We start from the raw sequence: 25746 nt of genomic DNA on the forward strand, positions 1-25746 counted from the left end.
CGGCTTACCCACCCGTGGCGAGGGGGAATCGCCTTTGCCGTGAGCAGAATCAATCGTGAAATTGGTCTGGACCTTTGAGGGGCGCTTTACCTGCTCACGGGTAGACTTCGGGCGGAGATAAGCGGAGGAAACACTTATGGCGGACAAGCCCACCAAAGGCCTCGCCGATGTCGTCGCCGCGTCCACAGCGCTCAGCGACATCGACGGCACGGCCGGCCGTCTCTCCTACCGGGGATACGACATCCACGAGCTGGCCGGCCACGCCACCTTCGAGGAGGTGGCCCACCTGCTCCAGCGCGGCACGCTGCCGACCCGCCGGCAACTCGCGGACTACGGCGCGGAGCTGGCCGAAGGCCGCACCCTGGGCGCACTCGTCGAGAGCGACATCTCCGAGCTCGCCGGGAAGCAGGGGCCTATGGAGGCGCTGCGCACCCTGGTCTCACTGGCCGCGGCCGACGACCCGGACAAGGACTCCAACGCCGCCGACGCCAACCGCCGCAAGGCCGCCAGGCTCACGGCGCAGCAGCCGGTCCTGGTCGCCCGCTACCACGCGGCCAGGACGGGAGCGGACATCCCGGCGCCCGATCCCGAGCTGAGCACCGCCGCGAACTTCCTGCTGCAGATCACCGGCCGCCGCCCCGAGCGGCGCGAGGTCGAGATCTTCGACACCTGCCTGGTGCTGCACGCCGACCACACGATGAACGCGTCCACCTTCGCCGCCCGCGTGTGCGCCGCGACGCTGTCTGACATGCACTCGGCGATCGTCGCCGCCGTCGGCACGCTCAAGGGCCCCCTCCACGGTGGGGCGAACGAGCAGGTCATGCGTACGCTGGAAGCGCTGGACCCACGCGGGGTCGCGCAGGCCGTACGGGACAAGCTGGCGGCGGGCGAGAAGATCATGGGATTCGGGCACCGCGTCTACAAGACCGAGGACCCCCGTGCGACGCATCTGCGGCGGATGTCGCAGGAGCTGGCCGAGGCCTCGGGCGACGACACCTACTACCGGATGTCGCGGGAGATGGAGGAGGTCGTCTTCGCGGACAAGCACCTGTACCCGAACGTCGACTTCTACGCGGCGACCGTCTACCACTACCTCGGCATCCCGACGGACCTGTTCACGCCCGTGTTCTCGGTCAGCCGGATGTCTGGATGGACCGCCCACGTGATCGAGCAGCACGCCGACAACCGGCTGATCCGGCCGGACAGCGAGTACATCGGCGAGCGTGACCAGAAGTGGGTGCCCATCGACGAGCGTTGAAACAGGCATGGGAGAGACTTGACTCCTTCCCCGCCTAAGGGCGGGGGATTCCACCCCTCGCGGGCTGGGTTTCCTGCTTCACCGCCGACCGCCGAAGGGAGGACCCTTGCGGACTCACGTCAGCTCCACAGGCAGACACCGCTCGACCAGCGGCCAGGATGTTCTTGGCGGCGTTGACGTCCCGGTCGTGCCGGGTGCCGCAGTCCGGGCACGACCAGTGCCGGGTGGACAGGGAGAGTGCGGCGAGCAGGTGCCCGCACGCCGAGCACGTCTTGGACGACGGATACCAGCGGTCGATCACGACCAGACGCCGGCCGTACCGCTGGGTTTTGTATTCGAGCTGGCGGCGGAACTCCCCCCACCCGGCATCAGAGATCGCCCGGGCGAGGTGCCGGTTGCGGACCATGCCTTTGACGTTGAGGTCTTCGATCACGATCAGGTCGTGGTCGCGGACCAGGCGGGTAGATGTGCGGTGCAGGAAGTCGGCGCGGGCGTCGCGGACCTTGGTGTGGGCGCGGGCGACCTTCGCCTTGGCCTTGGCCCGGTTGTTGGACCCGCGCTGCTTGCGGGCCATGCGCCGCTGGTAGCGGGCCAGGTTCCTCGCCTTGCGCTCCAGATGGCGTGGGTTGGTGACCTTCTGTCCGGTCGAAAGCACGGCGAAATCGGTCACGCCCAGGTCGATGCCGGCCGACGCCCCGCCTGTGGGCAGCGGCTCGGGTTCGGCGGCTTCCTCCATGGCCAGGGAGGCGTACCAGCGGCCGTCGACATCGCGGGTGATGGTCACCATGGTCGGGTTGATCGTCGCAGGGTCCACGGCGGGCCAGGACCACACAAACTCGAGCGGGTGGTCCATCTTCGCGAGGAACAGTCGCCCGTCGCGCCAGCGGAACGCCGAGCGGGTGTAGGTCGCCGACTGGCGGCCGTGGCGGGACTTGAACCGCGGGTATTTGGCGCGTCCGGCGAAGAAGTTCGCGAACGCCGTGTGCTGGTGCCGCAACGCCTGCTGCAACGGGACGCTGGAGACCTCGTACAGGAAGTCGTGGCCGCCGTCGCGTTTCAACTCGGTCAGGTACCGGTCCGATTGCGCGTAAGAGGTTGTCTCACTTTCGTTGCGGTAGCGGGCCTGCCGCCATGCCAGGACCGTGTTCCAGACCAGGCGTACGCAGCCGAACGTGCGGTTCAACACCGCAGCTTGTTCGGTGGTGGGGTACACCCGCACCTTGTAGGCCGTACGCATGTTCGGAATTTACTGTCCCCTTGTTTGCTTGGTCAGCGAAAGGAGCAAAGTCGTGAGTGCTTCGCGCGCTGGGCTGTCACGGCTTCGCCGGGTCACCCGTGATGTGGTCCGGATTCCTCCCGGCCCTGAAGGACCGGGCTTCCTCCGGAGGCTGCGGTGAGAACGAGCGAGAGCACGGCCTGGGGGCCGTACCTGCTGGTGGTGGCGGCTGCGGCCGCCGGGCTGGGTGTGATCGGCCTGGGTGCGCCGGTGTCCGCGGGCGGTGCGATCATGGGATTCGGCTTTCTCGCCGGATCCCTGGTCCGGGTGACGGTCTCCGAACGGCGGGCGGGCGCGCTCGCGGTGCGCAGCAGACGGATGGACGCGCTCACGCTGGCGGCGTTCGGCGCGGCGCTCGTCATCGGCTCGCTGCTCATGCTGCTGCGGCTGCACGACTCGTAGGAACACGACCTCGTCGCGGACTTACCACACCCGTCCGATAGCCTCAACGGCCAGTGAGCCTCAAAAAGGACGTGCTGGCCAGTTAATCAGAAGGGGAACCCCACGCATGCCCAAGATCAAGGTAGCGGGCCCGGTCGTCGAGCTCGACGGCGACGAGATGACCCGGATCATCTGGCAGTTCATCAAGGACCAGCTGATCCTTCCCTACCTCGACGTCGACCTGAAGTACTACGACCTCGGCATTGAGCACCGCGACGCCACCGACGACCAGGTCACGATCGACGCCGCCAACGCCATCAAGCAGTACGGCGTGGGCGTGAAGTGCGCGACGATCACGCCGGACGAGGCCCGCGTCGAGGAGTTCGGCCTGAAGAAGATGTGGAAGTCCCCGAACGGGACGATCCGCAACATCCTCGGCGGTGTCATCTTCCGCGAGCCGATCATCATGTCGAACATCCCGCGGCTCGTGCCCGGCTGGACCAAGCCGATCGTCGTCGGCCGTCACGCCTTCGGCGACCAGTACCGCGCCACCGACCTGAAGATCCCCGGCGAGGGCACGCTGACGCTGACGTTCACGCCGAAGGACGGCAGCGAGCCGATCGAGCTCAACGTCTTCGACTTCCCCGGTTCCGGCGTGGCCCTGGCGATGTACAACCTGGACGAGTCGATCCGCGACTTCGCCCGCGCCTCCATGCGGTACGGCCTCAACCGCGGCTACCCGGTCTACCTGTCGACCAAGAACACGATCCTCAAGGCGTACGACGGCCGGTTCAAGGACATCTTCGCCGAGGTCTACGAGACCGAGTTCAAGGCGGACTTCGAGGCCGCCGGGATCATCTACGAGCACCGCCTGATCGACGACATGGTGGCCGCCTCCCTGAAGTGGGAGGGCGGATACGTCTGGGCCTGCAAGAACTACGACGGCGACGTCCAGTCGGACACGGTGGCGCAGGGCTTCGGCTCGCTCGGCCTCATGACCAGCGTGCTCATGACCCCCGACGGCCGCACCGTCGAGGCCGAGGCGGCGCACGGCACGGTGACGCGCCACTTCCGCCAGCACCAGCAGGGCAAGCCGACCTCCACCAACCCGATCGCCTCGATCTTCGCGTGGACCCGCGGCCTGCAGCACCGCGGCAAGCTCGACAACCAGCCCGAGGTCATCGACTTCGCCGAGAAGCTGGAGCAGGTCTGCGTCGAGACCGTCGAGGGCGGTCAGATGACCAAGGACCTCGCGCTTCTGGTCGGCGGCGACGCCGAGTGGCTGACCACGCAGGACTTCCTCGCGGCGCTCGACGAGAACCTCAAGAAGAAGATGGCGCTGTAACACCGCTTCACCGGAACACCGCTTCACCGGCAGGGGGCCGCCCGGACGTTTCCGGACGGCCCCTTTCCCGTGACTCCGGGGTAGGGGCCGCTCGCTCCTTTGTCACGGTTTCCTGACGTCACGGCGCGGTATCGGGCCGCGGAACCGTCACACCGGGGCCGTAAAGTTCTGGGTGGCCGGATACTTTTGCCGAATCGTGGGGAACGGGATGCCGCAGATCGCGCCGTTGCAACCGGGGGATCCGACCAGGCTCGGTCCCTTCGTGCTGTCCGGCCGTCTCGGCGAGGGCGGGCAGGGCGTGGTCTACCTCGGCCAGGGCCAGGCCGGCGAGCAGGCCGCGGTCAAGCTGCTGCACGTCAAGTTCTCCGGCGACGCGATCGCCAGGTCCCGCTTCGCGCGGGAGTTGCGCGCCGCCCAGCGCGTGGCGAGCTTCTGCACCGCGCGGGTCCTGGCGGCCGACCTGGAGGGCGACACGCCGTACATTGCGAGCGAGTTCATCGACGGGCGGTCGCTGAGCGAGGCTGTCGAGGAGAACGGGCCGCTGACCGGCTCGGTCCTGGAGCGGCTCGCGGTCGGCACGGCCACCGCGCTCACCGCGATCCACCAGGCGGGCATCGTGCACCGCGACTTCAAGCCCGACAACGTGCTGCTGGCCGTGGACGGGCCCCGGGTGGTGGACTTCGGCATCGCCCGCCTCCTCGACTCGACCGCCACGATCACCAGCCGGGCGATCGGCACACCCGCCTACATGGCGCCCGAGCAGATCTCCGGCGGCGACGTCGGGCCCCCGGCCGACGTGTTCTCCTGGGCCTCCACGATCGCGTACGCCGCGACGGGCGACGTCGTGTTCGGCGGCAACTCGATCGCGGTCGTGCTCAACCGCATCCTCAACCACGACATCGACACCGCGATGCTGCCCGAGCCGCTCGGCGGAGTGGTCCGAGCGTGCCTGCGCAAGTCGCCGGACGAGCGGCCGACGGCCGACCAGATCCTGCTGCGCCTGCTGGGCCGCGCGGTGTCGGGCGACGCGTCGGCGGTCGTGCTGTCCGAGGGGGCCGCGCAGGCGGCCGACCCCGACGTCACGCGCCTCGCGCGCACGAGTCCGGGCCGCGTCCTGGCGACGGGCGCGGGCCACTCGCCGGCGGACGGAGCGCGGACGGTAGACGGCGCGTGGACGGGGGACGGAGCGCGGACGGGGGACGGCACGGGGATATTCGAGGTGACGGGGCCCGCGCCGACCGGGGCCGGGTCTGCCGGGACCGGGTCTGCCGGGACGGGGCCTGGCGGGATCATGCCGACCGGTACTGGGCCTGCTGGGACCGGGCCTGCTGGGACGGGGCCTGGCGGGATCATGCCGACCGATACCGGGCCGGCAGGGACCGGCCCGGCGCGGCGCCGCCGGAACGGCCTCGTCGGCGCGCTCGCGGCGGTGCTCGCCGTCGTGGCCGCCATGGCCGCGATCATCGCCGCCAAGACCGGCTTCGCATTCGGCAGCGCGCCCGGTGACGGCACCGCGGACGCCGCGGTCACGCCGCGGCCGAGCCCGGCGTACGCCTCCGTCTACGAGAAGGCGCAGCGGACGGGACGGCTGACGATCGGCGTGCGGGGGGACGTGCCCGGGGTCGGCCTGGAGCAGGCGAACGGGTTCAGCGGGTTCGACGTGGACGTCGCGACGTCCATCGCCAGGAGCCTCAAGGTGCCCGCCAACGGGATCACCTTCCGTAGGCTCGGCGCCAACGACCGGGTGCGCGCGCTGACCGACCACGATGTGGACATGGTCGTCGCGACCTACTCCTACGACGACAACCGCGACGACGCGGTGACCTTCGCGGGGCCGTACTACACGGCCCACGCCGACCTGCTGGTGCTCGGCGGCTCGCGGATCGAGAAGCTGGAGGACCTGGCCGGGCGCCGGATGTGCGCGCCCGCCGGCAGCACCACCGCCCGGCTCGTCGCCGCCAAGGTGAAAGTCGAGCAGGTCCGGGCGGGCAACTACGCCGAGTGCATGGATCTGCTGACCTCCGGCAAAGTCGACGCCATACCGGGGGACGACCTCATCATCGCCGGCTTCGCCGACCGCGTGGCGGGCCTGAAGCTGTCGGTGCTCGGTCTGCGGCTGACCGACCAGCACTACGCGGTGGGCCTGCCCAGGAAGGACGTGCGCACCTGCCGGGCCGTGCAGGACGCGATCATCAGCATGTACGGCGACGGCACGATGCGTGACCTGCTGCGCAAGCACTTCGGCAACGTCGACTTCGATCCCGAACGGGACGCGCCGTCCGAGCTCGCCTGCGGGTGAGGCCTCCGCCGGGCGGGTGGGTCAGGCCCGGCGTTCGAGCTGGGCCATGGCGTCGTTCACCCACTGCAGCGTGGTGCGGGTGTGCCGGATGCCGAGGTCCAGGGCGAGATCGCCGAACCTGACCCCGGACGTCCCCTCCGGGACGGGGGAGGCGTGTTTGGCCGCCCAGAGGGCCTCCAGCTCGGCCAGCTTCCGTTCCGCGTATGTCTTCAGCCGTTCCAGCACGGCCAGCGCCTCGCCGGGGTCGAGCAGCGGGAGCAGGAACGCCTGCAACGCGATCTCGCTGCGGGCCGGACCCGTGGGGTCGTGCCCGATCAGCCAGGCGCGCAGCTCCGCGCGGCCCTCCGGCGTGATCGAGTAGATCTTGCGCCCCCGCGCTCCCTCTGCCTCCACCGTGACCAGCCCGTCGGCGGTCATCTTCGCCAGCTCGGGATAGATCTGGCTGTGCCCCGCCTGCCAGGCGTGGGCCACGGACCGCTCGAACCCTTTGGTCAGGTCGTAGCCGCTCGCCGAGCCGTAGGCCGACAGCACACCGAGAAGAGCCATGCGCAGGGACATGCCTCCAACTATACCTCCGGATTGACATGTCAGAACTTACATGTCACCTTCGACACATGCGATCCAGAAACGGACTCCTCCTGTTCGCCGTGCTCGGCGGCATGTTCCTGGCGATGCTCGACCAGACGATCGTCGGTACCGCGCTGCCGAGGATCACCACCGAGCTGGGCGGCACCGGCCTCTACACCTGGGTGGTGACCGCCTATCTCCTCACCTCGACCGTTACGGTCCCGCTCTACGGCCGGCTCTCCGACGCGTACGGGCGAAAGCCGCTCCTGCTGGTCGGGGTGGTCCTTTTCCTGCTGGGCTCGATCCTGTCCGGGGCGGCGCAGAGCATGGGGCAGCTCATCGCCTTCCGCGGCGTGCAGGGGCTCGGCGCGGGCGCGCTGCTGCCGCTGTCGCTGGCGCTGGTGATCGATCTGTTCCCGCCGGAGCGCGGCGGGAAGGTGCAGGGCGCCCTCGGCGGCGTCATGGCGCTGAGCTACATCGCCGGGCCGTTCCTCGGCGGCCTGTTCACCGACCACGCGAGCTGGCGCTGGGCCTTCTACGTGAACGTCCCGATCGGCGCCGTCCTCGTGGCCATCATCGTGTGGCGGCTGCCGCACCGGCCGGGGCACGGAGGGGCGCGGCCCGACTATCCCGGCATCGCCGTGTTCAGCGCCGCGATCAGCGCCCTGCTCGTCGGCCTGACCGAGAAGGGGATCGACGGCCACACCTGGACGAGCGGGCCGGTGGCCGGGCCGCTCGGCGCGGCGCTCGCGCTGCTCGTGGTGTTCGTCCTCGTCGAGCGGCGGGCCGCCGAGCCGATCGTGCCGCTCCACCTGTTCTCGAACGGCACGTACTCGCTGGTCAACGTCGCGTCGTTCTTCACGGCGTTCTGCATGTACGCCGGGGTGGTCTTCCTGCCCCGCTACTTCCAGGAGGCGCACGGCCTGAGCGCGACCTCCTCGGGGCTGCACATCTACCCGCTGATGCTGGCGATGGTCGTGGGCAGCGCGGTCACCGGCGCCCTCATCTCGCGTACGCGCCGCTACAAGCCGTGGCTGGTGATCGCGCCGGTCTTCCTCGTCGCGGGCACGGCGCTGTGCGCGAACCTCGAGGTCGGCACCTCGACGCCGCTGCTCGCCGCATGGATGGCGCTGATCGGGCTCGGCATGGGGCCCATGCTGTCCGGCCTCACCGTGGCGATCCAGACATCCGTCCCGCCCCGGTATATCGGCACGGCCAGCGCGAACCTGACGTTCTTCCGGCAGATCGGCGGCTCGGTCGCGCTGGCCGTCGCCGGCACGGCGTACACGTCGGTGGTGACGCGGGAGGCGCCCGTGCACGGCATGCCCGCGGCTCACGCCGCCGCGACCGCGACCGTCATCCCCTGGCTGGGGGTCGTGGGCGCGGTCGTCGCCCTCCTCGCGCTCACCCTGCTGCCGCGGGGCGATGCGCGGCTCGGCGGGCCCGCACCGCAGCGGGACCTCGTCGCCGCGTGAGACGGGCGCGAGACGGGCGTGAAGCGGTGCGTCAGCGGCGCTGCGAGCGGCGTGTCGGACGGTGCGCGGGGCCCGTCCGACACGATTGAATTGATCTCAAGCGTTCGGGGGAGCGGCAGTGGGTCGTAGGGTCGTCACGGGTTTGGTCTGTGTGTTCGTCGCCGGAGCGCCGCAACCGGCGCTCGCCGCCTCCGGGGAGCCTCCCCGGCCGGCGCCGGTGAAGGAGCCGTTGGAAAATCAATGGGGCACGGCCGACCTGAAGGTCGGCATCACCGCCTCGCCGAAGGTGGCGCAACCGGGGCAGCCGTTGACCTACCACGTCACCGTGCACAACAAGGGCCCGGGGGACGCCGTGCTGCCGACGCTGCGGGTCGCGCTGCCGAAGGACTTCCAGATCGTCAACGTGGGCGTGGCGGAGTGCGAGCCCGGCCGGGCGCGCAACCGGGTCGTCTGCCACTCGTCCGACGACGTCCTGCCCGGCGGCTCGGGCGACATGACGATCACGGGAGTGATCGCGCCGGGCGCGCACGGTCCGCTGCGGGCGCGCGCCGACCTGTCCTCCGAGGTGCTCGACCAGGACGAGACCGACAACACGGCCGAGGCGGTGAACAAGGTCGACGAGGGGGCCGACCTGGCGATGCGGTTCCGCTCCTCGACCAAATTCATCCGCCCGGGCCACTGGTTCTCCGTGCGGGCGGAGGTGCGCAACCGGGGGCCGCGCGTCGTGCGGGACGCCTACGTGTTCTTCCAGCCGCGCCAGGCCCGGCTGGAGTCCGCCCGGGGTGGGCGCTGCCGGGGGAACCGCCAGTTCGTGGGGTGCTCGCTGCCGCCGATCAGGTCGGGGTCGCGCGGGCTGCTCGAACTCGTGTTCCGGGTGCCGTCCCGGGCCTCGCACGCCGTGGCGACGATGGCCACCGTCTACTCGCGCCGCTACGGCGACCGCCGCCCGGCCAACAACAAGGCGAGCGTACGGGTGGCTCTGCGCCGGGCCTGACCCGGCGGCGCGCCGTCGGCCGGGCCGCCGGGTCACACATGCGTCGGGAGTCCGGCCGGGGATGGGAAGTCCAGCCGGGGACCGGCAGTCCGCCGGGCATCGAGATCCCGGCCGGTGATCGAGAGCCCGGCCGGGGGAGCCCGCGGGGGAGCGGGGTTCAGGCGGGCTTCGCGGAGGCGGTCCAGGCGTCGGCGACCATGTCCCGCAGCGTCGCGTGAGCCGGCTTCCAGCCCAGCTCGCGCTGGATCTTCTCCGACGACGCCACCAGCACGGCCGGATCGCCGGGACGGCGCGCCGCGACGGTGGTCGGGATGGGGTGCCCGGTCACCTCGCGGCAGACGTCCACGACCTCCTTGACCGAGAAGCCCGCGCCGCTGCCGAGGTTGTAGATCCGGTGCTCACCGGGCGTGCAGGCGTCGAGGGCGAGCAGGTGCGCGCGGGCGAGGTCGGCGACGTGGACGTAGTCGCGGACGCAGGTGCCGTCCGGCGTGGGGTAGTCGGTGCCGAAGACGCTGACCGACTCGCGCTCGCCCAGAGCCACCTTCAGGACGTTGGGGATCAGATGGGTCTCGACCGTGTGCCGCTCGCGGAACGCGCCGTACGCCCCGGCAACGTTGAAGTAGCGCAGGCTGACCGCGCCGAGGCCGTACAGCCCGGCGAAGGCGGTGAGCGCGGTGTCCACGGCGAGTTTGGACGCGCCGTAGGGGTTGCCCGGGCGGGTCGGGTCGGTCTCCAGGATGGGAGTGCGCTCCGGCTCGCCGTAGGTGGCGGCGGTGGAGGAGAACACGATCCGGTTCACCCCGGTCCGACGCATGGCGTCGAGCAGCGCGAGCGTGCCGCCGAGATTGTGCGACCAGTACAGCCCCGGCTTCTCGACCGACTCGCCCACCAGCGACTTGGCCGCGAAGTGCAGCACGGCGTCATAGCCGTCGGCGAGCACGCCCTCGGCCTTGATGATCGACGCCTGCACGAACGAGGCCCCGGGCGGCACCGCGTCGGCGTGCCCGGTCGACAGGTCGTCGAGCACCGTGACCTCGTGCCCCTCCTCCAGGAGTTGCGCCGCCACGACGCTGCCGATGTACCCGGCTCCACCAGTAACCAGCAGCTTCACTGTTTACTCCTGTTCAAATCTGTTGGATTATGTACGTCCAGGGCCTAGCTTACGCGGTTCCCAGGAGGAGCGGGTTAAATGCCACCAGTACCGCAATCTCAGCAAGCCGCGGGGGATTGCGACGACCGGCCTGGCCTGCCTGACACCCGAACGGACTGATGACGTTGAGCAACGTCGCGGTGACCATCGCCCTGGTCCTGATATTCATCCTGATCGGCGGCTTCTTCGCCGCGGCCGAGATGGCGATGGTCTCGCTGCGGGAGAGCCAGATCCGCCGCCTGAGCCGCGACGAGGGACGCCGCGGCGCGCGGGTGCAGAAGCTCGCCCGCGACCCCAACCGCTTCCTGTCGGCCATCCAGGTCGGGGTGACCGTGGCGACCGTGCTGTCGGCCGCGCTCGGCGCCGACGCGCTGGGCCCGCGGTTCGCCCCGGTCCTTGAGCAGTGGGGCCTGCGGCCGAGCGCGGCCGCGTCCGTCGCGTTCGTGGCCGTCACGCTGGCCATCTCGTACGTGACCCTGGTGCTCGGTGAGCTGGCGCCCAAGCGGCTCGGCCGGCAACGGGCGGAGAACCTGTCGCTCGCGACCGCCCCGCTGCTCGACCGGATCGCGACGCTGTCGAGGCCGGTGATCTGGCTGCTGTCCAAGTCGACCAACGGCGTCGTCCGCCTGCTCGGCGGCAACCCGTCCGCGGACAGGGCGGCCATGACCACCGAGGAGCTGCGCGACATGGTCGTGGGCCACACGGACCTCACCCAGGACGAGCGCGACGTGATCGCCGAGGTGTTCGCGGCGGGCAAGCGGCAGCTCAGGGAGGTCATGCTGCCCCGCACGGAGGTCGAGTTCATGGCGGTGGACACCCCGCTCGCCGAGGCCGCCGTGCTCGCCGCGGCCATGCCGCACTCCCGGTTCCCCGTCTACCGCGACACCTACGACGACGTCATCGGGTTCGTCCACGTGCGGGATCTGCTCGACCCCGTGCGCACCGGACGGCTGGAGCCGATCAGCGAGGTCGTGCCGATCCGTCCGGTCAAGCTCGTGCCGGCGAGCAAGCGGGTCCTGGCCACGCTCGCGGAGATGCGCGACGAGGGCCACCACCTCGCCATCGTGGTGGACGAGTACGGCGGCACCGACGGCATCGTGACTCTGGAGGACCTGGTCGAGGAGCTCGTGGGCGACATCCGCGACGAATACGACGAGAGCGGCGACGCCGTACGCGTGATCGCCGGAGACATGGAGGTCGAGGGGCTGGTCAACCTCGACGAGTTCCACACGCAGACGGGCGTGCGGCTGCCCAGCGGGCCGTACGAGACCCTGGGCGGATACGTCATGGCATCCCTCGGCCACCTGCCCCAGAGCGGCGAGGTCGCCGAGGCGCCGGGCGTGAAGCTGACCGTGACGGAGATGGACGGACGCCGCGTCTCCCGTGTCCGCGTCACCCGCAATCCCCCCGAAAGCACGGCGCCCGTGACCGCCGGCTGAGCGGCGGGCGGCTGTGCCCACCCCTGGCCGTGTCTGTCGCGGGCAGCCCGCGACTGCTGACAGAATTGCCGTATGGCTCTTGCTCGCGTCCTGTCCGGTATCCAGCCCACCGCCGACTCGTTCCACCTGGGCAACTATCTCGGCGCGATCCGTCAGTACGTGGCACTGCAGGACACCCATGAGGCCTTCTTCTTCATCGCCGACCTGCACGCGCTGACCGTGGCGCCCAAGCCCGAGGAGCTGCGCCGGCGCACCAGGATCGCCGCCGCCCAGCTGTTCGGCGCGGGGCTCGACCCGGAGCGGGCCGCGGTCTTCGCGCAGAGCCAGGTGCGTGAGCACAGCGAGCTCGCCTGGTACCTGATCTGCCAGACCGGCATGGGCGAGGCCGGGCGGATGACCCAGTTCAAGGACAAGTCCGCGCGGTACGGCGAGAGTTCGGCCAGCGTCGGCCTGTTCACCTATCCGATCCTCCAGGCGGCCGACATCCTGATCTACCAGGCCGACCAGGTGCCGGTCGGGGTGGACCAGAAGCAGCACCTGGAGCTCAGCCGCGACCTCGCGCAGCGCTTCAACAGCCGCTACGGCCAGACGTTCAAGGTGCCGAGCCCGTACATCCTCAAGGAGGTCGAGAAGATCACCGACCTCCAGGACCCGACCGCGAAGATGTCCAAGTCGTCGTCGAGCCCGCAGGGCATCCTCGACGTGCTGGAAGAGCCGAACGTCCTGCGCAAGAAGATCATGCGAGCGGTGACCGACACCGGTAGCGACGTCGTCGCCGACGAGGAGAACAAGCCGGGCGTCACCAACCTGCTGAGGATCCTGTCCGCGCTGACCGGCACGCCGATCCCCGAGCTGGAGACCCGGTTCGCCGGGCAGGGGTACGGCACCTTCAAGAAGGAGGTCGCCGAGGCCGTCATCGAGACGTTCTCCCCGATCCGGGAGCGTACGGAGAAGCTGCTGGCCGACGAGGCCGAGCTCGACCGGATGCTGGTCGCGGGCGCCGCACGGGCCCGCAAGGTGGCCCGCGAGACGATGGAGCAGGTCCGCGAGCGCCTCGGCCTGCTGCCCACGCCGCCGACCTCCGCGTGACCCACGCCTGAGACCGCGGCCCCGCCCCGGGCCGTGGTCGCCGCGCATCGAGACGCCTTCTCCGGGTACACCATGCCGATGGGGATGGCGATGGTCGACCGGGTCACGCGGCGCGTCGACGAAGTCAAGGCGTGGGGCCGGATGTGGATCGAGCGCGACCGGATCCGCTTTCCCTGGCTCGACCACCTCATCAGGACCGTCCAGCGCTACCAGGTGCAGTCGGGGGACCGGCTGGCGGGCGCCATCACCTATTTCGCGTTCCTGTCGTTCTTCCCGCTGATCGCGCTGGCGTTCGCCCTGTTCGGGTATGTCGTGACGATCCGCCCGGACGCGCTCGCCACGCTCACCGAGGCGATCAACAGCCAGCTTCCCGGGCTCGCCGGGCAGCTCCACATCGACCAGCTCGCCGGGGCCCGGGCCCGGGCAGGGCTGATCGGCCTGCTCGGCCTGCTGTACGCCGGGCTGGGCGCGATGGACGCCCTGCGCGGGGCGCTGCGCACGGTCTGGATGACCTGCGAGCCGCCGCTCAACTACTTCGTCGGCAAGCTCCGCGACCTCGTCGCGCTCGTGCTGATGGGCCTGGCCATGCTGGCCTCGGTGATCGCGAGCGGGTTCGCCACGGGGGCCACGAGCATGGTCGCCGGATGGCTCGGCCTGGGCTCCTCGCCGCTGGCCGGCTTCGGGGTCTGGCTCGCCGGGATCGCCGCGAGCCTCGTCGCCGACCTGCTGCTCTTCCTGGTCATCCTCGGCTGGCTGGCCAAGCCGCCCCAGCCGTTCTTCGTCGTGCTCAAGGGCGCCCTGCTGGGCGCGGTCGGCTTCGGCGTGCTGAAGCAGCTCGCGGCGCTGATCCTCTACAGCACCCTGCGCAACCCGGTGTACGGCACGTTCGCGGTGGTCGTGGGGCTGCTGCTGTGGATCAACCTGTCGTCCCGGGTGATCCTCTACGCCGCCGCGTGGACGGCGACGGCCACGCTGGGCCCGCCGCCCGAGCCCACCCCGCTGCCGTCGCCCGCGACCACGCCCACCACAGGCCCCGCCTGACCGAGCATGCCATCCCCGCCCCGCCTGCCCGCTAGCCGTCGGCGTCGCCGGGCGTCCTGCGGCGCCGGCGCAGGCCGTACGCGCCGAGGGCGAGGAGCACGAGGACGCCGCCGCCGATCAGCAGCGGGGTGGTCGCGCCCGCACCATTGGAGGCGGGGTCCTCTCCGCGCGCCTTGGCCGCGCCCGCGTCGGCCGCACCCGGCGTCGGAGAGGGCCGTACGGCCAGGGGGGAGGAGGAGGGCTTGGGGTCGGGCGCCGGCCCGACCAGCTGGCCCACGGGGGCCACCTTGCCCCTCGCGGCGAAGCCCCAGTCGAGCAGCTTGGCGACCTCCTCCCAGAAACCGCCGGGGTGATGCATGATCACGACAAGGATGGTGTGGCCGTCCCGCCGGGCCGCCCCCACGAAGCTGCCCAGAGCCTTGGACGTCCAGCCGTTCTTGACGCCGAGCATGCCCTTGTAACTTCCGAGCAGCCGGTTGTGGTTGGCCATCTCGTAGTAGGCGGGCGCGGGAGACTCACTGGCCTCGGAGTCGTCATCGCGCTTCTTCTTCTTTTTCTTCTTCTTGGGGTCGTCCTTGGGCGCGGGGAACTTCGCGACCTTCGTGCTGATGTATTCGCGGAAGTCCGGGAGCGCCAGCCCGGCCCGCGCGATCAGGGCGAGGTCGTAGGCGGAGCTGCGCTGGCCCGGGGCGTCCAGGCCGTTCGGCGTCTTGGCCACCGTGTCGTACGCCTGGAGCTTGTGCGCCTCCTTGTTCATGTCGGCGAGCGTCTTCTTCACGCCGCCGTTCGCCTCGGCGAGCGCGACCGCCGCGTCGTTGCCGGAGACCATGAGCAGCGCCCGCATGAGGTCGTCGATCTTGTAGATCGGCTCGGGGACGATGCCGACGGCGCTGCCCTCCACGTTGGAGGCTTCCTCGCTCGGCTTGACCTTGCGGTTCTTGTCGAGCTTGGGGATCAGCGTGACGGCCGTCAGCGTCTTGAGCGTGCTCGCGGGCAGGTAGTGCCCGTGGGGGTCCTTGGCCGCGAGCACCGCGCCGGTGTCGGCGTCGGCCACGACGTACGCGCTGGCCTCGGTCTTGGGCGGGGGTTTGATCCCGGCGGGCCGGATGATCCCGTGTCCGGCGAGCAGGTCTCCGCCCACGGTGCCGTTGCCCTTGCCGATTCCGGCCACGGCGGTGCCGGCCACCGCGGTGCCGGCAACGGCCGTGCCGGTCTGCCACGGTGTCAGGTCCGGTACGGTCCCCGCGCCCGCGGCGGGAGGGGCGCCGAACAGCGCCGTCGTCAGCACTCCCGCCGCCGTCACGTCCGCGGCGAGAGCCCGCAGGTTCGTCCCCATAGGTCGCTCAGCCTAGCCTTGACTGCCTTCGCATGAAGCGACATATGCCCCATATGCCACAGGGCCACGCAGGCGGCCGCCCGATACTGTCAGCATGACGAGACGTGTATCGATCTTTCTCGTGGCACTCGCCGCTTTCATGATCTTCGAATGGATCAACCTCGGCTTCAACCTCGCCGACGGGCACGAGACTTCCTTCTACGTCGTCCACGGCGTACTCATCGCGGTGAACATCCTCCTGGCACTGGCGCTCGGGGCGGTCGGCGTGCGGGGATGGATGAAGGGTAGGGCCTGATCCTGGAACGACCTTGTCCACTGTGACCTGAGTGTCGACAGGGACCGAACGTGATGGAGGCAAGCTTTGGCGATCGACTTCAATCCCTCGCGCGGCGCGACCCTCGGCGTGGAGTGGGAGCTTCAGCTCGTCGACCGGCTTACGCGTCATCTCCGCCAGGACGCGAAGGATGTGCTCGGCGCGGTTCCCGATCTCAGCGAGGGGCCGCGGCCCAAGGCCATGCACGAGCTCATGCAGTCGCAGGTCGAGATCATCACCGACGTCTGCCACACGGTGGCCGAGGCGGTGCAGGACCTGAAGAAGAGCATCGACCGGCTGACCGAGGCCGTCGAGCCGCGCGGCATCGCGCTCGCCTGCACGGGGACCCACGCGATCAGCGACTGGCGTGACGCGGTCTACGCGCCGAGCCAGCGCTACGTGGAGCTGGTCGAGGACCTGCAGTGGCTCGCCCGGCGGATCCAGACGTTCGGCGTGCACGTCCACGTGGGCGTCAAGGACCGGGACAAGGTCATCCCGATCGTCAACGCCCTCGCGGCGTACCTGCCGCACTTCCTCGCGCTCACCGCCTCCAGCCCCTACTGGGGAGGGCAGGACACCGGGCTGGCGTCGAGCCGGGCCATCGTCTTCGGCTCGCTGCCCACGGCCGGGCCGCCGCACCTGCTGGCCGACTGGGCCGAGTTCGAGGAGTACATGGACACGCTGCTGCGGGCGGGCACGATCCGCAGCATCAAGGAGGTGTGGTGGGACATCCGGCCGCATCCCGACTTCGGCACGATCGAGGTGCGGATGTTCGACGGCATCCCGACGCCGCGCGAGGTGGGCATGGTGGCCGCGCTGACCCAGTGCCTCGTGCAGCAGTTCGATCAGCAGCTCGACCGGGGGTACACGCTGCCGCATCCGGCGGCGTGGGTGGTGCGCGACAACAAGTGGCGCGCCACGCGCTACGGCCTCGACGCGGACGTCATCACCGACGACCATGGCTCCACGGCGCCGATGCGAGACGTATTGTATGAACTTCAGCGTGAACTCGAACCCGTCGCCGAGCGGCTCGGCTGTGCCGACGAACTGGCGGTCGTGACCGAGGTGCTGGAGCAGGGGAGCTCATCCGAGCGCCAGCGGGCGATCCTCGCCGACGGAGGGACCCTCCAGGACGTGGTCGACGCCACGGTCATCGAGCTCGCCGAGGACAGGTTCGTCACCTCGAACCCCAACCACGAGATCGGACAATCAGCCACCTGACGGGGTAGGCCTGATATATCCGGCAACAGTGCCTCAGTTCTGACAACGTGCGGAGGCCGGTGTAAATACTGGGCAATCCGCCGTATCGAAGGGTCGCGGCATGGAAGGATTGTGATTGAAGGGTCGGTGGAGGCGAGACTCGCCCGCTTGACCCTTTTAGGCTTTTCTGTGACCTTTTGTGATCATATGGACGATCCGGCGATCCGTGGCGGGACGGCGCGCCGGAGAAGGGAAGACCCGTGGCCACCTCATCGAAGCTCGCTACGCCGGACGCGGCCGTGCCGGGAAGTAACGACCTGGCCGGACAGCTGGCGGAATTCCTTCGCGGGCACAACGATGAGCTGATCGAGTTCCGGCGCGACGTACACGCGCACCCGGAGATCGCCTTCAGCGAGCATCGCACGACCGAGAAGATCGCTGAGCGGCTGACGGACGCCGGGCTCACCCCGCGCCCGCTGTCGCGCGGCACCGGACTGTGGGTGGACTTCGGCCGGGACGAGGGCCCAACGGTCGCCCTGCGTGCCGACATCGACGCGCTGCCGATGGAGGACGAGAAAGACGTCCCCTACCGCTCCACGAACCCGAACGCGTGCCACGCCTGCGGCCACGACGTGCACGCGTCGATAGTCCTCGGCGCTGGGCTGTTCCTGGCGTCGCAGGCCGACGCGGGCGCGCTCCCCGGCCGGGTCCGGCTGATCTTCCAGCCCGCCGAGGAGGTCGCGGGCGGCGCGCTTGAGGTCATGCGCGACGGCGGCCTCAACGAGGTCGACCGCATCTTCGCGGTGCACTGTGACCCGCGCCTCGACGTCGGGCACGTCGGCCTGCGCACCGGCCCGATCACCGGGTCCTGCGACAGCCTGCGCATCAGCGTCGCGGGCCCGGGCGGGCACACCGCCCGGCCGCACCTGACCGTCGACCTCGTCTATGCGCTCAGCAAGATCGTCACCGAGTTGCCGGCCGCGCTGTCGCGCCGGGTGGACCCTCGCTCCAGCCTCAGCCTCGTGTGGGGCCAGATCGCCGCGGGCTCGGTGGCCAACGCGATCCCGGACGTCGGGGTCGCCCAGGGCACGGTCAGGTCGCTCGACGAGGATGCCTGGCACCAGGCTCCCGACCTGGTCAAGGCCCTGCTCGACTCGGTCGCCGGCGCGTACGGCGTGGACGCCGAGATCGACTACCGGCGCGGCACCCCGCCCACGGTGAACGAGGCCACCAGCATCCAGATGCTGCACGACGCGGTCACCCAGATCATCGGCGAGGGGGCGGCCGTGCCCACGCCGCAGAGCCTCGGCGGCGAGGACTTCTCCTGGTACCTCGAATCGGTGCCCGGCGCGCTCGCCCGGCTGGGGACCCGGCCGCCGGGGGTCGTGGACGAGGTCGACATCCACCGGCCGCTGTTCGACGTGGACGAGCGGGCGATCGGGATCGGCGTCAAGGTTCTCGCCGCCACCGCGCTGACCGCGCTGTGGGGCGGCGCCCGCTGAACAGCCGAACAGACGGCACCGAACAGGCCACGTTGACCAGACGGCGCTGACCAGACTGCGCTGAACAGGCCGCGCTGACCAGACGGCGCCGAACAGGCCGCGCTGAACGGATGGCGCCACCGAACAACGCCGCGCCGCTGAACGGCGCTGAACCGTACACCGCCCTGCCCGACGTCTCTCCCCCCGCGTCCGGAAGATCGGTATCCCTTACTCGCCCATATTGACTCAAAACGGATTAATCGGTCAGGGTCTTTGTCCGGCGTGTTCTCCCACGCGCCCAGCGGGTATCGCGGATCGGGGACCACCATTCCGGGTTGGAGGTCCGATTGCGGGCGTTCCGGGCGGTGATGGCGGGTGCCGTCGCCGCCGCCGTGACCGTCGCCGCGGGATGCGGCGGCGGTGCGGAGACGACGACGCCGCGCTCCCGCCCGCTGCAGGTCGGGCTCGTGTACGACATCGGCGGACGGGGCGACCGGTCCTACAACGACGCCGCGGCCGCCGGAGTGGACGAAGCCAAGCGCAACCTGACCGGCCTGCGGGTGCGGGAGGTCGAGGCCGCGCAGGGCGAGCCCGCCGGCCGCAAGGTGGAGCGGGTGCGGGCGCTCGCCGAGGCGGGCTACGACCCGATCATCGCCGTCGGCTACTCGTACGCGCCGGCGCTGGCGAGCATCGCCCCCAGGTTTCCCCGGACCCGGTTCGCGATCGTGGACGAGCCGACGGTGTCCGGCCCCAACATCACCAACCTGCTGTTCGCCTCGGAGCAGGGCTCGTTCCTGATGGGCGCGGCGGCGGCGATGAGGTCGCGCACCGGCGACGTCGGCTTCGTCGGGGGCAACCGGTCGCCGCTGGTCAGGAAGTTCGAAGTCGGCTACGTCCAGGGCGTGAAGCATGTGAAGCCGCGGGCGCGGATCAGGATCGCCTACCTCGCGGACCCGCACGACCTGAGCGGCTTCGACCGGCCGGACAAGGCGTGCAAGACCGCGCGGCGCATGTACCGGGCCGGGGCCGACGTGGTCTACCAGGTGGCCGGGGCCTCGGGCGCCGGGGTGTTCCGCGCCGCCGATCAGGCCGATGCGTGGGCCATCGGCGTCGACTACGACCAGGCCAAGAGCGCCGACCCCGCCGTACGCCACGTGATCCTGACCTCGATGATCAAAAGGATCGACGTCGCGGTCTACGACTACCTCGCCGGCGTCGCCGATCACACCGTCACCAGCGGCCGGATCGTGTACGACCTGAAGCGCGGCGGCGTCGACTACAGCCTGACCGGCGGCCACATCGCCGACCTCCATCCGCGCCTGGAGCGGCTCAAGCAGGAGATCATCCACGGCAGGCTCAAGGTTTCCCCAGGCTGACGCCCCGGTCACGGTGCGGCGTGGGGTGAATAACGGACATGTTGCGGACTGGTGTGCGGGTTTGGTCTATGCAGGTCAAACAACTATCTTCCGTGCAGGGTTGCCGTGCGTTCCTGCGTGCGTGCGACGGGAGTCAGACGGGCGGGGAACGGAAGGGGAGTCACGACCTTGCTCCACAATCGAGTTAGCAAACTGGCCGCTGCCACTGTGGGCGGGGCCTTGCTCATGGCCGCCGCCGCGTGTGGGGGCGGCGACGACACCACCACGACCGGAGCTTCGGCCGGCGCGTCCTCCGCGCCCGCCGCCGCGCAGGTCAAGGTCGGTCTGGCGTACGACATCGGTGGCCGCGGCGACGGTTCCTTCAACGACGCGGCCGCGGCCGGCCTGGACAAGGCCGAGTCGGAGCTCAAGGTCGAGAAGAAGGAACTGGAGGCCACCCAGGGCGAGACCGACGCCCAGAAGGAGGAGCGGCTGCGCCTGCTCGCCTCCGGGGGTTACAACCCGGTCGTCGCGGTGGGCTTCGCCTACTCCGGCTCCGTGGCGAAGGTCGCCAAGGAGTTCCCCGACGTCAAGTTCGCCATCGTGGACGACGACGCGGCCAAGGGCGACAACATCACGAACCTGATGTTCGCCGAGGAGCAGGGGTCGTTCCTCGTGGGGGTCGCGGCGGCGCTGAAGTCCGAGAAGGGCAACATCGGCTTCGTGGGCGGCGTCGACGTGCCGCTGATCCACAAGTTCGAGGCGGGCTACGAGGCCGGCGCGAAGGCCGTCAAGCCGGACATCAAGATCCAGAGCAAGTACCTCACCCAGCCTCCGGACTTCGGCGGCTTCGGCGACCCGGCCAAGGGCAAGACGGCCGCGCAGGGCATGTACGACGCCGGTGCGGACGTGGTCTACCAGGCGGCCGGCGGTTCGGGTGCGGGCGTCTTCGAGGCGGCCAAGGCCGCGAACGCGATGGCGATCGGCGTCGACTCCGACCAGGCGGCGCTCCCGGCGTACGCCGACTTCAAGGACGTGATCATCACCTCGATGACCAAGAAGGTCGACGTCGCGGTCTTCGACTTCCTGAAGAACTTCACCACCGGCGCGGTCAAGTCGGGCCCGTCGGTCTACGACCTCAAGGCGGGCGGCGTGGACTACTCCACGACCGGCGGCAAGATCGACGACATCAAGTCGCAGATCGACGAGTACAAGCAGAAGATCATCAGCGGCGAGATCACGGTCCCGACGTCCTGACCTGCGTAATCGAGGGGCCCGGGGGTACCCGCCCCGGGCCCTTTGCTCTACTCTCACTACCACTTGACCGTCACCGGGCACTCCGCGAGGAGGAGGCCGACATTACCGCCGCGACCGTTACGGAACCTGCAGTAGAGCTCGCCGGGATCACCAAGAGGTTCCCGGGAGTCGTCGCCAACAGCGACATTCACCTCCGCGTCGCCAAAGGGCACATCCACGCCATCGTCGGCGAGAACGGCGCGGGGAAGTCCACGCTGATGAAGATCCTGTACGGGATGCAGCGCCCCGACGAGGGCGAGATCCGCGTCAACGGGTCGCCCGTGGGCTTCCACACCCCCGCCGACGCCATCTCCGCGGGCATCGGCATGGTCCACCAGCACTTCATGCTGGCCGACAACCTGACCGTGCTGGAGAACGTGGTCCTGGGCAGCGAGCCGCGCCGCGGCGGCCTCGCCCTCGACTTCGCCGCCGCGCGTAAGAAGATCAAAGAGATCTCCGACGCGTACGGCCTGGGCGTACGGCCGGACGCGCAGGTCGAGGACCTGGGGGTCGGCGACCGGCAGCGGGTGGAGATCCTGAAGGTGCTCTATCGGGGCGCCCGCATCCTGATCCTGGACGAGCCGACCGCCGTGCTCGTGCCCCACGAGGTGGACGAGCTGTTCGACAACCTGCGCGGCCTGGTCCGCGAGGGGCTGACGATCCTGTTCATCTCCCACAAGCTGGACGAGGTCCTGCGAGTCGCCGACGAGATCACCGTCATCCGGCGGGGGACCACCGTGGCGACCGTGAACCCGAAGGACGTGACCTCCCGCAAGCTCGCCGAGCTCATGGTCGGCAGCGAGCTGCCCAGCCCCGAGACCCGTGAGTCGACCGTCACCGACGTCGTCGCTCTGTCCGTACGCGACCTGACCGTGCGCACCGGCGACGGGCGTCCGGTGGTCGAGAACGTGAGCTTCGACATCCACAGGGGCGAGGTCCTCGGCATCGCGGGTGTCGAGGGCAACGGCCAGGCGGAACTCGTCGAGGCGATCATGGGCATGCGCCCCTGCGAGGCGGGCGCGCTCACGCTCGGCGGGGCCGACATCTCCCAGTGGTCGACGCTCAGGCGGCGCGCCGGCGGTATCGGCTACATCCCCGAGGACCGCCACCGGCACGGCCTGCTGCTGGAGTCGCCGCTCTGGGAGAACCGCATCCTCGGCCACCAGACCCGCCGGCCCAACGTCAGGGGCCCGTGGATCGACCGCGCCGGCGCGCGGGCCGACACCCGCCGCATCGTCGAGGAGTACGACGTGCGCACGCCCGGCATCGACGTGGACGCGGCCACGCTGTCCGGCGGCAACCAGCAGAAGCTGATCGTGGGACGGGAGATGAGCGGCGACCCCGTGCTGCTCATCGCCAGCCACCCCACCCGCGGCGTGGACATCGGCGCGCAGGCGGCCATCTGGGACCATCTGCGCACCGCGCGCGCCGCCGGGCTGGCCGTGCTGCTGATCTCCGCGGACCTCGACGAGCTGATCGGGCTGTCCGACACGCTCAAGGTGATCCTGCGCGGCAGGATCGTCGCCGACGTCGATCCCGCGAACGTGACCCCCGAGCAACTGGGCTCGGCGATGACCGGCGCCGGGGAGGGCGTATGAACGGGTTCGTCGACCGGCTGCTCGGCCGGGTGCGCCTCGGCGGCTGGCTCGCCGTCGCCGCGCCGGTCATCGCGGTCGCCTTCGCGGTGCTGATCACCTCGGTGGTCCTGCTCATCGCGGGCAGCGATCCGGTCGAGGCGTTCACCACCCTCGCGGACTACGGCACCCAGCCGCGGTCGATGGCCATGATCCTCAACACGGGGGTCATGTACTACATCTCCGCACTCGCGGTGGCCGTCGGCTTCCGGATGAACCTCTTCAACATCGGCGTGGACGGTCAGTACCGGCTCGCGGCCGTGGTCGCCGCCGGGCTCGGCGGCGCCGCCGTGGTGCCCGGCGTGCTCAACATCGTCCTCGTGGTCGTCGTCGCGGTGATCGTCGGCGCCCTGTGGGCCGCGATCGCCGGTCTGCTCCGGGTGTACCGGGGTGTGAGCGAGGTCATCTCGACCATCATGCTGAACGCGATCGCCACGGGCCTCGGGTCGTGGCTGGTCAGCGAGCACTTCGGCGTGCTGACCGGCAACGACCTCGGCACCAGGCCGATCCCCGACGACGCGCACATGCCGGGCATCCCGCTGATCGCCGGAACGCCGGTGCTGGTCAACGGCTTCATCGTGGTCGCGGTCGTGCTCGGCGTCGCGTACTGGGTCGTGCTCAACCGCACCCGGTTCGGCTTCGAGCTGCGGGCGACCGGCAAGTCCGAGTCGGCCGCGGTGGCCAGCGGCGTCAGCGTGAAGAAGATGATCGTCGTCACGATGGTCATGTCGGGGGCGGTCGCCGGTCTGATCGGCATGCCGGAACTGCTCGGCGCCTCCTACAAGTACAGCAACAACTTCCCGGCCGGTCTCGGCTTCACGGGCATCGCGATCGCCCTGCTCGGCCGCAACAACCCGGTCGGCATGGCGGTCGGCGCGTTGCTGTGGAGCTTCCTGGACAACTCGTCCAACCAGCTCCAGCTGCTCGACATCTCCAAGGAGATCGTCCAGATCATGCAGGGCGTCGTCGTGCTGTCCGTGATCATCGCGTACGAGCTGGTCCACCGCTACCGGATCGTCGCGGAGCAGCGCAGAGTCAGCCGAGAGCTCGCCGCGCCACAGGAGGCGCCGAAGGCGGGGGCGGCGGCATGAGCGAGCGAAGCGCGCGAGACGGCGGACGCGGCGGGCCGGACGGAATCGAGGAGACGGCATGACGGCGACGGACCTCCCGGTCGACCGCCCGGTCGAGACACCCCCGGCGCGGCGCCTGCGGCTGTCGGCGCCGGTGCTCCTGCTCGGCCTGGCCGGGCTCGTGGTGCTGCTGTCGGTCGCGCGGCTGGTGACCGGGGCGAACGACATCACCTCGGCGGGCACGGTCAGCGCCGCGCTCGGCCTCGCCGTGCCGATCGGGCTCGCCGGTCTCGGCGGCCTCTGGTCGGAGCGGGCCGGGGTGGTCAACATCGGCCTCGAAGGCATGATGGTGCTCGGCACCTGGTTCGCCGCCTGGGGCGCCCTCCAGTTCCACAGCCCCTGGGCGGGCGTGGTCGCGGGCGCCGTCGGCGGGGCGCTGGGCGCGGCGATCCACGCCGTCGCGACCGTGACCTTCGGCGTCGACCACATCATCTCCGGCGTGGCGATCAACATCGTCGGCGTCGGCTTCACCCAGTACCTGTCCCAGCTCGTCTTCGACGGCATGCCGGGCGGCGGGACGAAGAACTCGCCGCCGCTGCCCAAGATGGGCACGGTGAGCCTGAGTTTCCTCGACGATCCGCTGCGGACGGTCGAGGCCGGGCACTGGTTCGTGGTGTCGGACTTCGCGGGCGTGCTGCGGGGCATCACCCAGGGCGTGTCCTGGTTCACGATCCTGGCGATCCTGCTGGTCCCGCTGTCGTTCTACCTCCTGTGGCGCACGCCGTTCGGCCTGCGCCTGCGGGCGTGCGGCGAGCGGCCGGTCGCGGCGGAGTCGCTGGGCGTCAACGTCTACCTGTACAAGTGGGCCGCCGTGCTCGTCTCCGGTGTGCTTGCCGGGCTCGGCGGCGCGTTCCTGTCGCTGGTGGCCGCGGGCATCTATCGCGACGGGCAGACGGGCGGACGCGGCTACATCGGCCTCGCCGCCATGATCTTCGGCAACTGGCGTCCCGGCGGGCTCGCCGGCGGCGCGGCGCTGTTCGGCTACACCGACGCGCTCCAGCTCCGGCAGGGCGGCATCTCGGTGCACGCGCTGCTGCTCGTCGTCGCGCTGCTGCTCGCCGCCGTGGCGGTCTACCAGCTCGTACGGCAGCGGCGCGGGGGCGCGGCACTGATCACCGCGGTCGTGGCGATCGCGGTGTTCGCGGTGTTCGCCGTGACGGACACCGTGCCGGAGCAGTTCACCTCGTTCACCCCCCATCTGACCACGCTGCTGGTGCTGTCGCTGGCCTCACAACGCCTGCGCATGCCGGCGGCCGACGGCGTCCCGTATCGAAGGGGGCAGGCGAAATGAGCATCGACTGGGAGGCGCTGCAGGTCGCGGCCCGCGAGGCCATGACCCACGCGTACGCGCCGTATTCGAAGTTTCCCGTGGGAGCCGCGGCCCTCGTCGACGACGGCCGGGTCGTGACCGGCTGCAACGTGGAGAACGCGTCGTACGGCGTGGGGTTGTGCGCCGAGTGCGGGCTGGTCTCGGCGCTGTACGCGAGCGGCGGCGGCAGGCTCGTGGCCTTCACCTGCGTGGACGGCCACGGCGAGCTGCTGATGCCGTGCGGCCGCTGCCGCCAGCTGCTGTTCGAGCACGGCGGGCGGGACCTGCTGGTGGAGACGCCCGACGGGCCGATGCGGATGGCCGACTTCCTGCCGTTCGCCTTCGGGCCCGACGATCTGTCGCGATAGAGGGGGAAGC

General features: G+C 70.2%; 22 protein-coding genes. 18 read left to right on the forward strand and 4 right to left on the reverse strand.

What is annotated here, in order from left to right; genetic code table 11:
- Window positions 1-136 precede the first annotated feature (136 nt).
- Entirely contained in the window at window positions 137-1258 is a 1122-nt protein-coding gene (locus tag FLX07_RS08220; RefSeq protein ID WP_142569217.1) for a citrate/2-methylcitrate synthase, read from the forward strand.
- Window positions 1259-1292: 34 nt separating this feature from the next.
- Here the strand turns inward: FLX07_RS08220 and FLX07_RS08225 are convergent, their stop codons facing one another.
- A complete protein-coding gene (locus tag FLX07_RS08225; RefSeq protein ID WP_142569218.1) occupies window positions 1293-2495 on the reverse strand; it encodes an RNA-guided endonuclease InsQ/TnpB family protein in 1203 nt (400 codons plus the stop codon).
- A 156-nt stretch (window positions 2496-2651) separates the two neighbouring features.
- Between FLX07_RS08225 and FLX07_RS08230 the strand changes: the two genes are divergently transcribed.
- From FLX07_RS08230 to FLX07_RS08240, 3 genes are all read left to right on the forward strand, one after another.
- The gene (locus FLX07_RS08230) at window positions 2652-2936 is read left to right on the forward strand and encodes a DUF3017 domain-containing protein (RefSeq protein ID WP_142569220.1); all 285 of its coding nucleotides are present in this window, start codon (window positions 2652-2654) and stop codon (window positions 2934-2936) included.
- A gap of 106 nt (window positions 2937-3042) precedes the next feature.
- A complete protein-coding gene (locus FLX07_RS08235; protein ID WP_142569222.1) occupies window positions 3043-4260 on the forward strand; it encodes an NADP-dependent isocitrate dehydrogenase in 1218 nt (405 codons plus the stop codon).
- A 196-nt stretch (window positions 4261-4456) separates the two neighbouring features.
- Window positions 4457-6559, forward strand: coding sequence for a serine/threonine-protein kinase (locus tag FLX07_RS08240; protein WP_142569223.1), 2103 nt, complete (start codon window positions 4457-4459; stop codon window positions 6557-6559).
- Between the two features lie 21 nt (window positions 6560-6580).
- Here FLX07_RS08240 and FLX07_RS08245 read toward each other — a convergent pair whose 3' ends face one another.
- Window positions 6581-7117 (reverse strand): PadR family transcriptional regulator, encoded by a 537-nt coding sequence (locus FLX07_RS08245; protein ID WP_142569225.1) that lies wholly within the window; start codon window positions 7115-7117, stop codon window positions 6581-6583.
- 56 nt (window positions 7118-7173) lie between these two features.
- Between FLX07_RS08245 and FLX07_RS08250 the strand changes: the two genes are divergently transcribed.
- Together FLX07_RS08250 and FLX07_RS08255 are read left to right on the forward strand one after the other, a co-directional pair.
- Window positions 7174-8601 carry an MDR family MFS transporter gene (locus FLX07_RS08250; protein WP_223853030.1) on the forward strand — a complete coding sequence of 476 codons (1428 nt, stop codon included), beginning with the start codon at window positions 7174-7176 and terminating at the stop codon, window positions 8599-8601.
- A gap of 229 nt (window positions 8602-8830) precedes the next feature.
- Window positions 8831-9595 (forward strand): CARDB domain-containing protein, encoded by a 765-nt coding sequence (locus FLX07_RS08255; protein WP_167748157.1) that lies wholly within the window; start codon window positions 8831-8833, stop codon window positions 9593-9595.
- A 157-nt stretch (window positions 9596-9752) separates the two neighbouring features.
- On the opposite strand, the gene galE is transcribed toward FLX07_RS08255, so the two are convergent.
- Window positions 9753-10706, reverse strand: coding sequence for a UDP-glucose 4-epimerase GalE (gene galE, locus FLX07_RS08260; protein ID WP_142569230.1), 954 nt, complete (start codon window positions 10704-10706; stop codon window positions 9753-9755).
- A gap of 158 nt (window positions 10707-10864) precedes the next feature.
- Here galE and FLX07_RS08265 point away from each other — a divergent pair, with 158 nt between their 5' ends.
- The 3 genes from FLX07_RS08265 (at window position 10865) to FLX07_RS08275 (ending at window position 14314) form a co-directional block, all read left to right on the forward strand.
- Window positions 10865-12184 carry a hemolysin family protein gene (locus FLX07_RS08265; protein WP_223853031.1) on the forward strand — a complete coding sequence of 440 codons (1320 nt, stop codon included), beginning with the start codon at window positions 10865-10867 and terminating at the stop codon, window positions 12182-12184.
- A gap of 72 nt (window positions 12185-12256) precedes the next feature.
- Window positions 12257-13273, forward strand: a complete 1017-nt coding sequence (gene trpS / locus FLX07_RS08270; RefSeq protein ID WP_142569233.1) for a tryptophan--tRNA ligase — start codon at window positions 12257-12259, stop codon at window positions 13271-13273.
- 78 nt (window positions 13274-13351) lie between these two features.
- Complete coding sequence (locus FLX07_RS08275) at window positions 13352-14314, forward strand: YihY/virulence factor BrkB family protein (RefSeq protein WP_223853032.1); 963 nt, start codon at window positions 13352-13354, stop codon at window positions 14312-14314.
- Between the two features lie 31 nt (window positions 14315-14345).
- On the opposite strand, the gene FLX07_RS08280 is transcribed toward FLX07_RS08275, so the two are convergent.
- The gene (locus FLX07_RS08280) at window positions 14346-15650 is read right to left on the reverse strand and encodes a D-alanyl-D-alanine carboxypeptidase family protein (RefSeq protein ID WP_142569235.1); all 1305 of its coding nucleotides are present in this window, start codon (window positions 15648-15650) and stop codon (window positions 14346-14348) included.
- A 94-nt stretch (window positions 15651-15744) separates the two neighbouring features.
- Here FLX07_RS08280 and FLX07_RS08285 point away from each other — a divergent pair, with 94 nt between their 5' ends.
- From FLX07_RS08285 to FLX07_RS08325, 9 genes are all read left to right on the forward strand, one after another.
- Window positions 15745-15945, forward strand: coding sequence for an SCO4848 family membrane protein (locus FLX07_RS08285; protein WP_079316017.1), 201 nt, complete (start codon window positions 15745-15747; stop codon window positions 15943-15945).
- A 66-nt stretch (window positions 15946-16011) separates the two neighbouring features.
- A complete protein-coding gene (locus tag FLX07_RS08290; protein WP_142569237.1) occupies window positions 16012-17184 on the forward strand; it encodes a glutamate--cysteine ligase in 1173 nt (390 codons plus the stop codon).
- A 239-nt stretch (window positions 17185-17423) separates the two neighbouring features.
- A complete protein-coding gene (locus FLX07_RS08295; RefSeq protein ID WP_189104895.1) occupies window positions 17424-18665 on the forward strand; it encodes an amidohydrolase in 1242 nt (413 codons plus the stop codon).
- Between the two features lie 314 nt (window positions 18666-18979).
- The gene (locus tag FLX07_RS08300; RefSeq protein WP_223853033.1) at window positions 18980-20020 is read left to right on the forward strand and encodes a BMP family lipoprotein; all 1041 of its coding nucleotides are present in this window, start codon (window positions 18980-18982) and stop codon (window positions 20018-20020) included.
- 207 nt (window positions 20021-20227) lie between these two features.
- Window positions 20228-21256, forward strand: coding sequence for a BMP family lipoprotein (locus tag FLX07_RS08305; RefSeq protein ID WP_229689530.1), 1029 nt, complete (start codon window positions 20228-20230; stop codon window positions 21254-21256).
- A 101-nt stretch (window positions 21257-21357) separates the two neighbouring features.
- The gene (locus FLX07_RS08310; protein WP_142569908.1) at window positions 21358-22893 is read left to right on the forward strand and encodes an ABC transporter ATP-binding protein; all 1536 of its coding nucleotides are present in this window, start codon (window positions 21358-21360) and stop codon (window positions 22891-22893) included.
- Entirely contained in the window at window positions 22890-24020 is a 1131-nt protein-coding gene (locus FLX07_RS08315) for an ABC transporter permease (RefSeq protein WP_142569239.1), read from the forward strand. Before FLX07_RS08310 ends, FLX07_RS08315 begins: the two co-directional genes overlap by 4 nt.
- A 58-nt stretch (window positions 24021-24078) precedes the next feature.
- Window positions 24079-25350, forward strand: a complete 1272-nt coding sequence (locus tag FLX07_RS08320; RefSeq protein WP_142569241.1) for an ABC transporter permease — start codon at window positions 24079-24081, stop codon at window positions 25348-25350.
- Window positions 25347-25736, forward strand: coding sequence for a cytidine deaminase (locus tag FLX07_RS08325; protein WP_142569244.1), 390 nt, complete (start codon window positions 25347-25349; stop codon window positions 25734-25736). The genes FLX07_RS08320 and FLX07_RS08325 overlap by 4 nt, the downstream gene beginning before the upstream one ends.
- Window positions 25737-25746: the final 10 nt, after the last annotated feature.

Origin of the sequence: Microbispora bryophytorum (assembly GCF_006874465.1) — a bacterium.
Taxonomy (GTDB): domain Bacteria; phylum Actinomycetota; class Actinomycetes; order Streptosporangiales; family Streptosporangiaceae; genus Microbispora; species Microbispora bryophytorum.

What these genes read in the sequence shown, in the direction of transcription:
- FLX07_RS08280 (WP_142569235.1), bottom strand. Translation starts at nt 15,650, where the DNA reads ATGGGGACGAACCTGCGGGCTCTCGCCGCGGACGTGACGGCGGCGGGA.
- FLX07_RS08225 (WP_142569218.1), bottom strand. Translation starts at nt 2,495, where the DNA reads ATGCGTACGGCCTACAAGGTGCGGGTGTACCCCACCACCGAACAAGCT.
- FLX07_RS08235 (WP_142569222.1), top strand. Translation starts at nt 3,043, where the DNA reads ATGCCCAAGATCAAGGTAGCGGGCCCGGTCGTCGAGCTCGACGGCGAC.
- trpS (WP_142569233.1), top strand. Translation starts at nt 12,257, where the DNA reads ATGGCTCTTGCTCGCGTCCTGTCCGGTATCCAGCCCACCGCCGACTCG.
- FLX07_RS08275 (WP_223853032.1), top strand. Translation starts at nt 13,352, where the DNA reads ATGGGGATGGCGATGGTCGACCGGGTCACGCGGCGCGTCGACGAAGTC.
- FLX07_RS08315 (WP_142569239.1), top strand. Translation starts at nt 22,890, where the DNA reads ATGAACGGGTTCGTCGACCGGCTGCTCGGCCGGGTGCGCCTCGGCGGC.
- FLX07_RS08285 (WP_079316017.1), top strand. Translation starts at nt 15,745, where the DNA reads ATGACGAGACGTGTATCGATCTTTCTCGTGGCACTCGCCGCTTTCATG.
- FLX07_RS08245 (WP_142569225.1), bottom strand. Translation starts at nt 7,117, where the DNA reads ATGTCCCTGCGCATGGCTCTTCTCGGTGTGCTGTCGGCCTACGGCTCG.
- FLX07_RS08220 (WP_142569217.1), top strand. Translation starts at nt 137, where the DNA reads ATGGCGGACAAGCCCACCAAAGGCCTCGCCGATGTCGTCGCCGCGTCC.
- FLX07_RS08250 (WP_223853030.1), top strand. Translation starts at nt 7,174, where the DNA reads ATGCGATCCAGAAACGGACTCCTCCTGTTCGCCGTGCTCGGCGGCATG.
- FLX07_RS08320 (WP_142569241.1), top strand. Translation starts at nt 24,079, where the DNA reads ATGACGGCGACGGACCTCCCGGTCGACCGCCCGGTCGAGACACCCCCG.
- FLX07_RS08325 (WP_142569244.1), top strand. Translation starts at nt 25,347, where the DNA reads ATGAGCATCGACTGGGAGGCGCTGCAGGTCGCGGCCCGCGAGGCCATG.
- FLX07_RS08265 (WP_223853031.1), top strand. Translation starts at nt 10,865, where the DNA reads ATGACGTTGAGCAACGTCGCGGTGACCATCGCCCTGGTCCTGATATTC.